We start from the raw sequence: 13,544 nt of genomic DNA, 5'->3' as shown, positions 1-13,544 counted from the left end.
TGGCGGTTCAGGGGGCGCGTCACGAGGCACCATGCGATTCCGACTCTGCGAGAACTGCAGTCTCTACTTTGAACAGGGGAAGGCCTACTGCAAGCTCTGCGGCCATCCCCTGGCCCACGCGGCCCTCTCGGAGCCGGCGAAGGTCTGCGCTCGGTGCCGCCTGCTCCACGGGGGCGTGAGCCGGCGCTGCGCCTTCTGCGGGGGGAAACTCCGGGTCCTCCGCGAAGCGCCGACCGAGGTGGCGACGGTTCCGCACCCCCCGGGAGGAACGCGGCCTGCCCCCCCGGACCCGCCGCGCCCCGCGCCCCCGCCCGGGGCGGCGGCGGTCCCCCACTCCCGCCCGCCGCTGAATGCAGCCTGGATGGATTGGAAGGTCCTGGCCGCGTTGGCCGTGGTGCCCCTCCTGATTCTCACCGCCACCTTCCTGGCCCTGCGGCCCGGCGCGAGTCGGGCGGTGCGCGGCCAGGCTCCCGCGGTCCAGGCGGGTGCGGCCGAGGCGGAACGGCTGAACGCCGAGGGAATCGCCGACGCCAGGGCGGGCCGGTTCGCCGAAGCGGAGCGGGCCTTCCTGGCAGCGCTCGAGGCGGAGCCGGACAGCCCCAAGGCCCGCAACAACCTCGGCATCCTCTACCGGCGGTTGGGCCGGATCGAGGAGGCAATCACGATGTACGGGCAGGCCATCGCGGTGGATCCGACGAACCCCATCCCCCACAAGAACCTGGGGCTCATCTACGAGGAGCGGGGGCGGCGCGCCGAGGCGATCCGGCACTTCGAGCGGTACCGGACGCTGCGACCCGACGCCCCGGACGCCGATGAGATTGCGCGCAAGATTGCCCGTCTCCGCCGGGCGTAACCGCTGCCCGCTCCGGGTGGTGGCCCTTGTCGCCCTCTTCGCCGCGGCCTGCGCCGCGCCGACGCCCACAGCCCGCCGCCCCCCCTCGTCGCCCAGGGCTCCGACCAAGCCCGCGCCTGCCCCGGCGAGCCGCCCCGCGCCCCCGGCTCTCCCCTCCCTCAGCCCCTGGTACGTGATGGTCCCGTCGCTGAACGTCCGCCGCTGCCCGGGGGTCACGTGCAGCCGGGTGACTGTCCTCCCGCTGAACGAGGTTGTCCTCCGGCTCCGGGAGGATGGGGAGTGGGTCGAGGTCCGGGTGGTGAAGACGGGGGAGACGGGCTGGGTGGCGGCCCGGTTCCTGGGGGACAGCCCGGTGGCGTCGGCCCCGAAGCCCTCCACCCCGGCTCGGCCGGCCCCCGCGGAAACCTACAAGGAGGAGTTCCTGGAATGAGCGCCCCGGAGCCGATCTCCTGCCCTGCCTGCGCGACGAAGATCCTCCCCCCCGCCCGGTACTGCGACGCCTGCGGCGCCCCCCTCGCGAAGCAGGCCAGCCGGCCCCCGAAGCCCTCCGCGTAGCGCCCTCGCCGGGCTGACGTCGCGCGCGATCCTTCCAGTCTGATCGAGAAGGCGGTCGAACGCTCGCCGCGTCCGGTCAGAGCCCACCTTTAGGGAGGAGGCGCCCGCTCCTCCTCCTTCCCTCGACCGGATCAAAACCACGTTCCGCGTCCTTTGCCGACTATGAAATTTGTTTGACATATTATGTAGAGTAATACATATGACATATGTAAGATCCTTCATTGGTGACCTCATGGAATCGGGGTAGTCATAGTCCCTGGCCCACCTCAGGCACCCGTCGGCGCTCCAGCTATTCTTCAAACGCCCTCCAGGGAAAAGCTGCCTCCTGGACGGTAATCTTTTTCATGCCGCAGCCTACGGCGCGGGAAGGGAACCTCCGCCTTTTCCCCGTGCCCTGAAGTGGTTGTAAGGAGGGCTCGCCTGGCCTCTGAAGCGCCCTCTGTGAGGATCCGTCCGGGACCGGAAGGCGGTCTGTGCAGGTGATGGAGGCTGACCATGGAGCGGCGGGACTCGATGGCGACTGCGCGGGAGAGGGGCCGATTCGCCCCGAAGGTTGCGAGTTGGGTCCTGACGGGGGCTTTCTGGGCAGCGGGCGTGGGGAGCGCCGTCGCTGCCGGGACTTTCTACGTCGATGGCGCAGACCCAGGGTGCTCGGATGCCGGGCCCGGCACGGCCGGGACGCCCTACTGCAGCATTTCGGCGGCAGCGGCGGCCCGGGGCGGGCCCGGCACGACCCTCTCCATCAAGCCGGCTGTCTACCGGGAGCAGGTCACCGTGCCGGCGTCGGGGGCGCCGGGCAATCCATTCGTCTTCCAGGCCCTGGGGTCGCCCGTCGTGGTCGATGGCGCAAACGATTTCTCCGCTCCGGAGAAGTGGGTCGCCACCGCAGGGGACGTCTGGCTGGGGGCCAGTGTCACCTGGAGCCCCAAGCAGGTCTTCGCCGATGGCGCCCGCCTGATCCGCTCCAGCGCCTCGCCGGCCTCCCTCCCGCCGCGGAGCTTCCGCTACGTCAGCGGGACGGGGCTCTACGTCAATGCGGGGGGAGGGAACCCGGGGACCCATCAGATCCTGGTGGGCCGCCGCAGCTACGGCTTCCGGCTCTCCGGGCGGTCCTGGGTCACCATTGACGGCTTCACCGTCACCCGGACCGAGGACCGCGCGATCTATCTCTCCAGCTCCTCAAACAACAGCAGCATCACGCGCAACACCGTGACCTTCGCCAACCGGTATGGGATTCACGTGGCCGGCTCCTCGGGGGTCCTGATCGGGTCCAATGTGGTCTCGGACCACAACGACCACGGCATCACCCTGACCTCGGGGGTGACCGGCTCGACGGTCCAGGACAACGAGTCCTTCCGCAACGCCCGGCCCGGCTCGCGGGCGGCCAACGGGCTCGATGTCTACGGGTCCTCGGGCAACCTCATCCAGCGGAACCGCTTCCACGACAACCAGGACACCGGGCTGAATATCCGCTCGTCCTCGAACGACAACATCTCGCTGCAGAACCTCTCCTGGAACAACGGCGACCATGGCTTCGATCATCTCGGATCCAAGGGCACCCTCAACGTCGGGAACGTCGCCTGGGGAAACTACAAGGACGGCTTCTCCATTGAGGGCACTGCCACCGGCACGAGACTCTTCAATTCGATTGCGGTCAACAACGGGCTGACGACGAACGAGTTTGACCTCTGGGTGGACGCTGACTCGGCGTCCGGGTTCGTCTCGAATTACAACATCTTCTGGAACGCCGCCAGCCAGGTCCCGATCAAGTATGGGTCCACCGAGTACGCGACGGTCGCCGCCTTCACGGCGGCCACCGGTTACGACGCCCAGTCGATCCAAGCCGATCCGCGGTTCGTGGACCCCGTCGCCGGGGACTTCCACCTCCGGGCCGGATCGTCCGCGATCGATTCCGCGAACTCGTCCGTGCCGAGCTGGCCGGCGACCGATGCCGAAGGCCATGGGCGGGAGGACGACCCGGCCACGCCCAATTCCGGAGTGGGCCCCGTCTCCTACGCGGACCGGGGAGCGCTGGAATTCCTGCCCTGCGCGCCGCCGCTCGTGGCAGCCCTGACGGTCACCCCCTCTTCCGGACCGCCCCCCCTCGACGTCCTGGCCGACGCGTCGGCCTCCTGCGATCCCGACGGGGTCCTCGTGGCGTACCGCTTCGACTTCGGCGACGGGACCGTCGTCGGCCCGCAGGCTGGGGCGACGGCGAGCCACACCTACGCGGCGGGGACCTGGACCGCGAGCGTGATGGTGACCGACGACGGGGGAGCGAGCGGCTCGGCCGCAGCGGCCGTCCTCGTCGCCACGCCGAATCAGCCGCCCGGAGCCGCCCTCAGTGTCAACCCTGCCACGGGACCTGCCCCGCTCACGGTGACAGCGGACGGGTCAGGCTCTCGTGATCCCGACGGAAGCATCGTCTCCTACCGGTTTGACTTCGGCGACGGGACCGTCGTCGGCCCGCAGGCTGGGGCGACGGTGAGCCACACCTACGCGGCGGGGACCTGGACCGCGAGCGTGATGGTGACCGACGACGCCGCCGCGACCGACTCGGCTAGCGTGGTCGTGCTGGCCGAGCTCACCGAAACGCCTGTGGACGAGGTCCACTGGAATATCACCGGCCAGACCTCGGTGACCGTTCACTGGCGCGGCTCCGAGAATACCATCCGCTACGGCCTGACCACGGCCTATGGAGAGGTGGGAACGGCGCAGACTCCCAGCCCGCTCCCCTTCTCCTCCAGCGGGCCCTTCTGGGAAGCGAAGCTCACCGGGCTGCAGGAGAACACCGTCTATCACTACGCGATCGGAAATGGGCCGGATCACACATTGTGGACCCCGCCCCCCAGGGGGGCCGCCGGCTTCACCGTCTATGCGGAGGGGGACATTGGCGATACGACCTCCTACGCCAGCATGGGGGTCGTCCAGCGGCTGATTGCCGCGGACATGCCGGCCTTCGTCTTGGCCCTCGGTGATCTCACTTATGGCAATTCCCACGGCCAGGCACATGTTGATCAGCATTTCAACGATGTCATGCTCTGGTCTCGGGACGCAGCCTATATGCCAGCCTGGGGCAATCACGAGTGGGACGTACCGAGTGCAGACGACCTGAGGAACTATAAGGGGCGCTTCGACTTTGCGAATGGGCAGACCTCGCCGCCGACTGCTGATAACACCTGCTCTGGGAAACCGCAAAGCTGCGCTGGCGAAGACTGGCACTGGTTCGACTACGGCAACGTCCGCTTCATCGCGTATCCCGAGCCCTGGTCCGGCGCGTGGGCGGACTGGAATACCAGGGCCAACGCTTTGATGGAGGAAGCGCAGGCCGATCCCAGCATCAAGTTCATCGTCACCTTCGGCCACCGACCGGCCTACTCTTCTGGCCACCATCAGGGGAGCTTGACACTGAAGGGCTATCTCGATGCCCTGGGGGCCAGCCACAGCAAGTACGTGCTGAACCTGAATGGACACAGCCACAACTACGAGCGCACCTATCCGCAGAACGGGGTGGTCCACGTCACCGCTGGCACGGGCGGTGCGAGCCTCGAGCAGGACGGCACGTGCCTCTGGCTCACGTGCGCCCAACCTGCGTGGTCCGCCTTTCGCGCCATGCATCTGGGGCCTCTCAAGCTCCGATTCACAGCGACCGCGATTGAGGGTTCCTTCATTTGTGGGCCCCCCGGCGGCGGGGTAAACGATGTGAATTGCGCCGAAGGCAGCATCGTGGACAGCTTCACGATAAGCGCCGTGGACCTCCCCCCCAACGGGGTGATCGACAGTCCCCTGGCCAATGTGACCGTCATGGCGGGGCAGAGCGTGAGCTTCGCCGGCACCGGAACTGATCCGGACGGCGACCTGCCCTTGAGCTTTTTGTGGGACTTCGGGGGTGGGGCGGGCAATCAGACGGTGGAGGACCCGGGACCGGTGGCCTTCGCCACCCCGGGCACCTACACGGTGACGTTCACGGTGACGGACAGTCTCGGGCTCGCCGACCCCAGCCCGGGGAGCCTGGCGGTGACGGTGACGCCGTTCACCCAGCGGCCCACCGCGCTTCTGACGATGACCCCCTCTTCCGGGCCGGCCCCGCTCGCGGTGACCGCAGACGCCTCGGGCTCGAGCGATCCGGATGGGACCATCGTCTCGTATCGGTTCGACTTTGGGGACGGCACCGTCGTCGGCCCGCAGGCGGGGGCAACGGCAACCCATACCTACGGCGCCGGCGCCTGGACAGCCAGCCTCACGGTGACGGACGACGCGGGGGCGACCGGCACGGTCACGCAGGTCGTCACCGTGACCGGCAACCTGCCCCCCGACGGCGCCATAGACACCCCCGGGGGCAATGTGACCATCCTGGCGGGGCAGTCCGTGAGCTTCAGCGGCACCGGGAGCGATCCGGACGGGCCCCTCCCCCTGACCTACCGCTGGGACTTCGGGGGCGGGGCGGGTCTCCAGACGGTGGAGGATCCGGGAGGGGTCACCTTCGCCACCCCGGGCACCTACACGGTGACGTTCACGGTGACGGATGGGCTCGGCCTCGCCGATCCCATCCCGGCCAGTCGGGTCGTCACGGTCGACGCTCCCCCCCCGGCCTCCCCCCAGCTCCTGACCAACGGCGGGTTCGAAGACGGCCAGGTGGGGTGGGTGAACTGGAGCAGCACCTCGCGGTACGTGACCACGCTTACGCCCTACGCGGGGGCCTTCGCCCTGCAGATCGACGCCGGCTCCTCAAACCGCTACGTGTACCAGACGATCCCGGCCACGCCGGGGACGAGCTACACGGTCAGCTTCGCCCTGCGGACCACCCTGACCACGAGCGTGGGGCGGGGCCGGATCGAGTGGCTGACCAGCACCGGGAGCAAAATCGAGTCCCTCTACTTCGGCGATACCACGGGAACCACCCCCTGGACGGTGCAGAGCACCACCCAGACGGCCCCGCCTGGGACGGCGCAGCTGCGGATCTTCTGCTACGTCACCGCCGACGGGAGCGGCTCGGCGTGGTTCGATGCGGTGGCGGGGCGGTGAGGGAGGGGGATCCTGCCGCCGTCATCCCCGGCTTCCCCGGGCCCGGGTGGAGCGCCTACCGCCGCCGCGGCCAGGCCCGGTCGAACGCCGCGTTGTAGCGCGCGATGAGGCCGGCGTCCGCGAACGAGAAGTAGCCTCCCTCCCCCACGATCAGGTGATCGAGGACCGGGATCTGGAGCAACCGCCCCGCGTAGACCAGCTCCTCGGTCACCGCCTCGTCCTCCGGAGAAGGGGCGGGATGGCCCGACGGGTGGTTGTGGGCGCAGAGGAGGGCGGCGGCGCGCCCCCGCTGGGCCGCCGCCAGCACCTCCCGGGGGTAGACGGGGGATTCCGCGAGGGAGCCCTCGCTCACCGTGAGCACGTCCAGGATGGCGTGGCGTCGGTTCAACAGGAGGACCAGGAACGCTTCCCGGGGCCGGTCCCGCAGGAGAGGCTGCAGGAACGCGTAGACCGCCCGGGAGGAGGTGGCCGCCCCCTTCGGGCGCTTCGCTTCGCTGATGGCCCGGCGCCCCACCTCGAAGGCGGCTTTGAGCTGGGCGATTTTGGCCGGCCCGAGGCCGGAGAGCTCGCGGAGGGCCTCCGCCGGGGCAGCGTCCAGGCCGCGCAGCGAGCCGAAGCGGGCGAGCAGGTGGCGGGCCAGCGCGAGAGCGCTCGCCCCCGCCCGCCCGGTGCGGCAGAGGATGGCCAGGAGCTCCCCGTCGGTCAGGGTGGCCGGGCCGTCCCGGAGGAGGCGCTCCCGCGGGCGCTCCGCCGGGGGCCACTTCCGGATCGGGACCGTGCGCCGGGGCCCGGAGGCCATCAGACCCCCCGCAGCGTGAGGATGAGGAGCAGGACGCTCAGCGCGATCATGATGCCCGCGGTGCTCCAGGCGATGAGATTGAACAGGGGCGAATTGACGTGGGTCCCCATGACCTCCCGGTCATTGATCAGGCGGAGCATGAGGAGGAGGACGGCGGGGAGGAGGATCCCGTTCAGCACCTGGGAGGCGACCATGATCTCGATCAGGGGGGCGCCCGGCCAGAGGATCGCGGCGGCGCCCGTGCCGACCAGCGCGAGAAAGATGGCGAAGAACCCCGGGGCCTCCTGCAGCCCCCGATCTACCCCGCTGGCCCACCCCAGGGCCTCGCAGGCGGCGTAGGCGGTGGAGAGGGGGACGATGGCGGCGGCAAACGTCGAGGCATTGAAGAGGCCGACGGCGAAGAGGATCGTGGCGTAGCGCCCGGCAAAGGGCTCGAGGGCGAGGGCCGCATCCGCCGCCGTCTCGATCCGGACCCCATGCACGTGCAGGGTCACGGCGCAGGCCACGATGATGAAGAAGGCGATGACGGCGGCGGCCAGGCTCCCGAGGAAGACGTCCAGGCGGGCGAAGGGGTACTCCTTGACCCGGATCCCCTTGTCCACCACCGAGGACTGGAGGTAGAACTGCATCCACGGGGCGATGGTGGTCCCGACCAGCGCGATGAGCATCGTGAGGTAGTCGGGTTGCAGCCGGAAGGTGGGGGTCACAGTTGCCAGCAGCACCTCCCCCCAGGCCGGTCGGGCCAGGAAGCCCGAGATCACGTAGACGAGATAGCCGGCGCTGGCCAGGAGGAAGACCCGCTCGACCCGCCGGTAGGTGCCTTTGATGATCAGCCAGCCCACCAGGCCGGCCACTGCGGGGACCGAGAGGAGGCGGGGGACGCCGAAGATCTCCAGGGCGGCGGCGACGCCCGCGAAGTTGGCCACCGTGTTGGCCCAGTTGGCCAGGACCAGGACCGCCAGCACGGCCGCCGTGAACCGGATACCGTAGGCCTCCCGGATCAGTTCCGCCAGCCCCTTCCCGGTGACGACCCCCATCCGGCTCCCCATCTCCTGGACCACCGCCAGGCTGATGGCGATGAAGAAGAGCGACCAGAGGAGGGAGGTGCCGTAGTGCGCGCCGGCGAGGGAGTAGGTGGCAATGCCCCCCGCGTCCTGGTCCACGCTGGCGGTGATGATGCCCGGACCCATGATGGACAGGAACAGGAGGAGGCGCCGCCTCCGGATCCGGGGGAAGGGCATGTACGCTCCGGCTGACCGGGACCGCTAGTGCCGGGCCACCTGACTTCGCCTCTCTTCGTTCTCGGTCGTCGGCGGTCCGGAGCGTACCAACGGCGTACGCCTCCGGCCGCCTCCTCCCTCGGGCCTCGTGATGCTCGTCATTTGGCCCCGCACCCCAGCCGTCGCCTGAGCATGAGCTGCAATTGGTTGGAGTCACACTAGAGGTACTTCTTCGCCGCGCGCTGCTTCCAGATCAGCGGGACGAGGCGGCTGATCACGTCATCGACGGTGATGATGCCCTCCAGGATCTCGCTGCCGCCCACCACGGGCAGGGCCAGGAGGTTGTACTTCGAGAGGGTCTCCGCCACCTCCTTCAGGTCGGCGTCCGGGGGGACCCGGATGACCTGTTTCTCCATCAGCTCCTCGAGCGTCCGCGTGGGCTGCGCCGTGAGGAGCTGCCGGAGACTGAGGACACCGAGGAGCCGCCCGTCGGGATCCGTGACGTAGAGGTAGTAGATGGTCTCCGCCTCCGCCGACCGCTCCCGGAGCTGCTCGATGGCGGCGGCCGCCGTCACGGAGGGCGGGAAGGCGACGAACTCGGTGGTCATGAGGCCGCCGGCGCTCCCCTCTGGGTGCTCCAGGAGCTCCGCCACCTCTTCCGCCTCTTCCGGCTCCATGCCCTCCAGGATCTCCTGGGCACGGGGCTCGGGCATCTCCGAGAGGACATCGGCTGCCTCGTCCGGCTCCATCCGCTCCAGGAGATCGGAGGCTTTCTCCGGCTCCAGCATCTGGAGCACCGAGGCCTGCACTGCCGCCTCCGCCTCTGCCAGCGCCTCCCCCGCCGTTTCCGCGTCCAGGGCCTGGAGGATGGTGGCCCGCTCGCTGGGGTTGAGCTCCTCGACGATGTCCGCGATGTCGGCCGGATGAAGGCGGGCCAACTTCGTGTAGACCGCCTGCCGCTTCGCGCGGGTCAGCTCGGTCTCGATCGGTTCCACGTGCTCCCAGGAGACCACGTCCCGCGGAATGGGCAAGTGCAGCACCCGGGTGAGGCGCTCGAGAGCCGCCTCCGGGAGGAAGTGGCGCAGTAACCCCCGCAGCCCCGCATCCACCCGGACCACCAGGTAGTGTCCGTCCTGCTCCTTGAGCCCCACGTCGTTGACCCGCACCACCCGGCGCCGGGCCGTGTCCATCACCTTCTTGTCCAGGATGTCCTTGGCGAGGAGGATCTCGCTGAGCCGGAGCCACTGGGGCCGGATGCTGTCAGCCGGGCAGGCCAGGCGCAGCGGGCCCCCCGGCGCCGGGTCGAGGCCGGCGACCTGTTCCCAGCCCACGAGCAGGTCCGCCTCCTTCGGGCGGGCCACGAGGAGCTTGGTGACCCGGGGGAAGATCCCTCGGAAGAGGATCACCAGGTCCTTGAGCCGCCCCACCGGGACTCCGGCGGCGTCCACGACCGGCCGGTGGCGGAGCTCCGCGAGGGTGATGTCGGCGTGCGGGATGATGTCGGCCATCGTCGGATGGCGCCGGGCGCTGTCCGGCGCGCAGGGCCTTCTTAGTATGCGGGCGGGGAGCGTGTCAATCCCCGGCCCTTTTCTCCTGGAGGGTCCCCGGGCCCTGTGCTATGGTTTTTTGGGGGATGGCGATGCGCTTCCTCGCCGATGCCATGGTGGGCCGGCTCGCCAAGTGGCTCCGCGCCCTGGGGTACGACACGCTCTACCACCGGGACGGGGATGACGAGGCCCTCCTGGCGACCGCCGTGGCCGAGCGGCGCGTGCTCCTGACCCGGGACACCCGCCTGCCGCGGGCGCACCTCCCCGCCGGGAGCATCTTCATCCGGAGCGACCGCGTGGAGGATCAGATCCGCGAGGTCCTGCAGGCCTACGGCCTCCGGCCGGCGGCCCCGGGGACGCGCTGCCTCCGCTGCAACACGCTCCTGGCCCCGCTCCCCCGGGAGGCGGCGGCCGGGAGGGTTCCCGATTTCGTGCTCACCCGTCACGCCGCCTTCCGCACCTGCCCGGCCTGCCGCCGCGTCTACTGGCCCGGGACCCACCGGGCCCGGATGGCCGAGGTCCTGGCCCGCCTATGCGGGTGATCTTCATGGGGACGCCGGCGTTCGCCGTGCCGTCCCTCGAGCGGGTGCTGAAGGACGGCCACCAGGTCGCCGCCGTCGTGACGCGCCCCGATCGGCCGGCGGGCCGGGGACAGGCGCTGGCGGCTTCACCGGTCAAGCGCGCGGCGATGCGGGCCGGCGTGCCCATCCTGCAGCCCGCCACCCTGAAGGACCCGGAGACGCAGGCGGCCCTCGCGGCCCTCTTGCCCGACGCCATCCTGGTGGTTGCCTTCGGGCAGATCCTCCCGCCAGCCCTCCTCGGCCTGGCTCGCCACGGGTGCTTCAACGTGCACGCCTCGCTCCTCCCCCGGTACCGGGGGGCGGCCCCCATCGCGTGGGCCCTGATCCGGGGAGAGCAGGAGACCGGGGTCAGCGTCATCCGGATGACCGAACTGGTGGACGCCGGGCCCATCCTCCTGCAGCGGGCCGAGCGAATCCGGGAGGAGGATACGGCCGGGACGCTCGGGGAGCGCCTGTCTTGCCTCGGTGCCGCGGCGCTCGCGGAGGTTCTGCTGGCCCTGGAGCGGGGGGAGGCACGCGGCATCCCGCAGGACGAGGCCCTGGCAACATCCGCGCCGAAGCTCACCGCGGCGGACCAGCGCCTGAACTGGACGGAGGCGGCGGCGGCGCTGCGCAACCGGGTCCGCGGCCTCACGCCCGAGCCCGGAGCCCTCACCGCCCACGGCGGGGAGACGCTCCGGGTGCTGGAAGCGGTCGTGGAGGAGAAGGACGCAGGGGCACCGCCCGGGACCCTCGTGGCTGTCGACCGGAGGGGCCCGGTGGTGGCCACGGGGCGAGGACGGCTCCGCCTCCTGCGGGTTCAGCCCGAGGGGAAGCGGCCGATGGATGGGGCCGCGTTCGCCCGAGGCCGTCGGCTGACGCCGGGGGCGCGCTTTGGCTGACCGGCCCGCCGGGGCCCGGGCCCTCGCCGTAGACCTCCTCACCCGGGTGGAGCGGGACCGGGCCTACGCATCCGTTCTCCTGGACGCGACCCTCGCGCGGGGGGGACTCCCGGGAAAGGAGGCCGCGCTCCTCACGGAGCTGACCTACGGCGTCCTGCGCTGGCGGGGAACCCTCGACTGGCTGGTGGAGACCGTGGGGCGCCGGCGCGTCGCCGACCTCCCGGTCCGCCTCCGGCAGATCCTCCGGGTGGGTGCCTACCAGCTCCGGTTCCTCGACCGCGTCCCGGCGTACGCGGCGGTCAGCGAGGCGGTGGCCCTGGCCAAGGGGCCGGGCGGCCATGAGGGGTGGGCCAGCCTGGCGAACGCGCTCCTCCGACGCCTGGCGGACCGCCGGGCCGCCCTCCCGGTGCTGGACATGCAGGACCCGGTGGAACGGCTGGCTCTGCAGTTCTCCCACCCCGCGTGGCTCGTCCGGCGCTGGCTCGCCCGCTTCGGGCAGGCGGAGGCCACCGCCCTGCTCGAGGCGAACCAGGCCCCCGCCCCGACGGTGCTGCTGGTGAACCGGCTCCGGACGGATGCGCAGGCCGTGGCGAGGTACCTGGCGGCGTCCGGGGTGTCGGCCGTGCCGAGCCCGCTCCTCCCCGAGGCCCTGCGGGTCCGCGAGGGGGGGAGGGTTCGGCACGATCCCCTGGTGGCGGAGGGGCACGTTCAGGTGATGGACGACGGAGCGGCGTTGGCGGTGGCCCTGCTGGACCCACAGCCCGAAGAGACGGTTCTGGACGCCTGCGCGGGCGGGGGCAACAAGGCGATCCGGATGGCGGCGCTGATGGGGAACACCGGCCGCATCGTGGCGCTGGACGTGGGCGAGCGGGCGTTGCGCCGCCTCCGCGAGGCCTGCGGGCGGCTCGGGGCAACCAGCGTGGAGTCGACGGCCGGGGACGCCCGGGAGGCGGCGCGCCACGTCCCCGGGGGCGCTGACCGGGTTCTGGTAGATGCCCCCTGCACCGGCCTGGGGACGCTCCGCCGCCACCCCGAGATCCGCTGGCGCGTGCCCGAGGCCGACCTCACCCGCCTGGCGGCGCTGCAGCGGGAGCTCGTCCGGGGCGCAGCGCAGGCGGTCCGGCCGGGCGGGTGTCTGGTGTACGCGGTCTGCAGCACGGAGCCCGAGGAGGGAGAAGCGGTGGCGGAGGCCTTCGGGCGGGCCTTCCCCGGATTCCGCGAGGAGGTCCCGGCCGGCTTCCCGGCCACGTCCGTGACGCGCCTCCCGGGCGCGGGCCTTCGGACCTTCCCTCACCGCCAGGGCTGCGACGGCTTCTACTTCATCCGGTGGCGCCGGGGGGGAGCATGAATCCACGCCTGCGCCCGTGGCTTGGCCTCGCGCTGAGGGGGTCGGGGGTCCTCTTGGGGATGGCGGGTCTCGCGATCCTGGCCGGCTATGTGGCCATGAACCTGGCCCTGGAGAAGGACAAGGTCCAGGTGCCCAACGCGATCGGGATGGACCTGAAGGATGCCGCCGCGCTCGTGCGGGAGGTGGGGCTGCAGCCGCGGATGGTGGCCGAGGAGTACAGCCGGACCATTCCCCGGGGGGCGGTGGTCTCGCAGGTGCCGTCGGGTGGGACCCGGGTCCGGAAGAACAAGGAGGTCCGCCTCACGGTGAGCCGGGGGACGGACGAAATCCTGGCCCCGAGCGTGACGGGCGGGCCCCTCACCCGGGCCCAGCGGATCCTGGCGGAGCACGGCATGACGGTGGGCCTGGTCGCCCGGGTCCACTCCGGGACCTTCCCGGGCGGCGAGGTCATCGCCCAGGACCCGCTGCCGGGGTTCCCTGCCCGGCGGGGCAGCGCCATGAACCTGCTGGTGAGCCTGGGGCGGGAGGAACCGTACTACGTCATGCCCTCCCTGGTGGGGAGCCGCGCCTCCGACGCCCTCGCATTCCTCAAGCGCCTGAACCTGGAGGCCCGGGTCAGCTACGAGCCCCACTTCGGATGGGAGGGCTTCGTGGTGACGCAGGATCCGCCCCCCGGCGCCCGGATCCAGGCCAAGGAACGGGTCGCCCTCACCGTCGGGAACTAGCGGAGGTCCC

The 13,544-nt window shown here is 70.9% G+C and carries 11 protein-coding genes; 8 read left to right on the top strand and 3 right to left on the bottom strand.

What is annotated here, in order from left to right:
* Positions 1-31 precede the first annotated feature (31 nt).
* From VGT06_13200 to VGT06_13185, 4 genes are all read left to right on the top strand, one after another.
* The gene (locus VGT06_13200) at positions 32-853 is read left to right on the top strand and encodes a tetratricopeptide repeat protein (GenBank protein ID HEV8664077.1); all 822 of its coding nucleotides are present in this window, start codon (positions 32-34) and stop codon (positions 851-853) included.
* Positions 813-1,283 (top strand): SH3 domain-containing protein, encoded by a 471-nt coding sequence (locus VGT06_13195; protein ID HEV8664076.1) that lies wholly within the window; start codon positions 813-815, stop codon positions 1,281-1,283. The genes VGT06_13200 and VGT06_13195 overlap by 41 nt, the downstream gene beginning before the upstream one ends.
* Entirely contained in the window at positions 1,280-1,408 is a 129-nt protein-coding gene (locus VGT06_13190; protein HEV8664075.1) for a zinc-ribbon domain-containing protein, read from the top strand. The genes VGT06_13195 and VGT06_13190 overlap by 4 nt, the downstream gene beginning before the upstream one ends.
* Positions 1,409-1,903: 495 nt before the next feature.
* The gene (locus VGT06_13185; protein HEV8664074.1) at positions 1,904-6,433 is read left to right on the top strand and encodes a PKD domain-containing protein; all 4,530 of its coding nucleotides are present in this window, start codon (positions 1,904-1,906) and stop codon (positions 6,431-6,433) included.
* 55 nt (positions 6,434-6,488) lie between these two features.
* Here VGT06_13185 and radC read toward each other — a convergent pair whose 3' ends face one another.
* The 3 genes from radC to VGT06_13170 form a co-directional block, all read right to left on the bottom strand.
* A complete protein-coding gene (gene radC / locus VGT06_13180; GenBank protein HEV8664073.1) occupies positions 6,489-7,232 on the bottom strand; it encodes a DNA repair protein RadC in 744 nt (247 codons plus the stop codon).
* On the bottom strand, positions 7,232-8,473 hold the full coding sequence (locus VGT06_13175; GenBank protein HEV8664072.1) for a divalent metal cation transporter: 1,242 nt from the start codon (positions 8,471-8,473) through the stop codon (positions 7,232-7,234). The genes radC and VGT06_13175 overlap by 1 nt, the downstream gene beginning before the upstream one ends.
* 197 nt (positions 8,474-8,670) lie before the next feature.
* Complete coding sequence (locus tag VGT06_13170; GenBank protein HEV8664071.1) at positions 8,671-9,960, bottom strand: CBS domain-containing protein; 1,290 nt, start codon at positions 9,958-9,960, stop codon at positions 8,671-8,673.
* A gap of 125 nt (positions 9,961-10,085) precedes the next feature.
* On the opposite strand from VGT06_13170, the gene VGT06_13165 reads away from it, so the two are divergent.
* The 4 genes from VGT06_13165 to VGT06_13150 are packed head-to-tail and all read left to right on the top strand — an operon-like array spanning position 10,086 to position 13,534.
* The gene (locus tag VGT06_13165; GenBank protein ID HEV8664070.1) at positions 10,086-10,541 is read left to right on the top strand and encodes a Mut7-C RNAse domain-containing protein; all 456 of its coding nucleotides are present in this window, start codon (positions 10,086-10,088) and stop codon (positions 10,539-10,541) included.
* Positions 10,532-11,461: a methionyl-tRNA formyltransferase gene (gene fmt / locus VGT06_13160; protein ID HEV8664069.1), complete on the top strand. Its 930-nt coding sequence runs from the start codon at positions 10,532-10,534 to the stop codon at positions 11,459-11,461. The genes VGT06_13165 and fmt overlap by 10 nt, the downstream gene beginning before the upstream one ends.
* Positions 11,454-12,809 carry a 16S rRNA (cytosine(967)-C(5))-methyltransferase RsmB gene (rsmB, locus tag VGT06_13155; GenBank protein ID HEV8664068.1) on the top strand — a complete coding sequence of 452 codons (1,356 nt, stop codon included), beginning with the start codon at positions 11,454-11,456 and terminating at the stop codon, positions 12,807-12,809. Before fmt ends, rsmB begins: the two co-directional genes overlap by 8 nt.
* A complete protein-coding gene (locus tag VGT06_13150; protein ID HEV8664067.1) occupies positions 12,806-13,534 on the top strand; it encodes a PASTA domain-containing protein in 729 nt (242 codons plus the stop codon). Before rsmB ends, VGT06_13150 begins: the two co-directional genes overlap by 4 nt.
* Positions 13,535-13,544 lie beyond the last annotated feature (10 nt).

Origin of the sequence: Candidatus Methylomirabilis sp., from assembly GCA_036000645.1 — a bacterium.
GTDB lineage: Bacteria > Methylomirabilota > Methylomirabilia > Methylomirabilales > JACPAU01 > JACPAU01.
Note: the sequence above shows the minus strand (reverse complement) of the source record. Positions and strands in the feature narration are given on the sequence as shown.

Bases quoted from the DNA above. Each gene is read 5' to 3' on its own strand.
- VGT06_13200 (HEV8664077.1), top strand. From the start codon at position 32: ATGCGATTCCGACTCTGCGAGAACTGCAGTCTCTACTTTGAACAGGGG.
- VGT06_13195 (HEV8664076.1), top strand. From the start codon at position 813: ATGAGATTGCGCGCAAGATTGCCCGTCTCCGCCGGGCGTAACCGCTGC.
- VGT06_13190 (HEV8664075.1), top strand. From the start codon at position 1,280: ATGAGCGCCCCGGAGCCGATCTCCTGCCCTGCCTGCGCGACGAAGATC.
- VGT06_13185 (HEV8664074.1), top strand. From the start codon at position 1,904: ATGGAGCGGCGGGACTCGATGGCGACTGCGCGGGAGAGGGGCCGATTC.
- radC (HEV8664073.1), bottom strand. From the start codon at position 7,232: ATGGCCTCCGGGCCCCGGCGCACGGTCCCGATCCGGAAGTGGCCCCCG.
- VGT06_13175 (HEV8664072.1), bottom strand. From the start codon at position 8,473: ATGCCCTTCCCCCGGATCCGGAGGCGGCGCCTCCTCCTGTTCCTGTCC.
- VGT06_13170 (HEV8664071.1), bottom strand. From the start codon at position 9,960: ATGGCCGACATCATCCCGCACGCCGACATCACCCTCGCGGAGCTCCGC.
- VGT06_13165 (HEV8664070.1), top strand. From the start codon at position 10,086: ATGGCGATGCGCTTCCTCGCCGATGCCATGGTGGGCCGGCTCGCCAAG.
- fmt (HEV8664069.1), top strand. From the start codon at position 10,532: ATGCGGGTGATCTTCATGGGGACGCCGGCGTTCGCCGTGCCGTCCCTC.
- VGT06_13150 (HEV8664067.1), top strand. From the start codon at position 12,806: ATGAATCCACGCCTGCGCCCGTGGCTTGGCCTCGCGCTGAGGGGGTCG.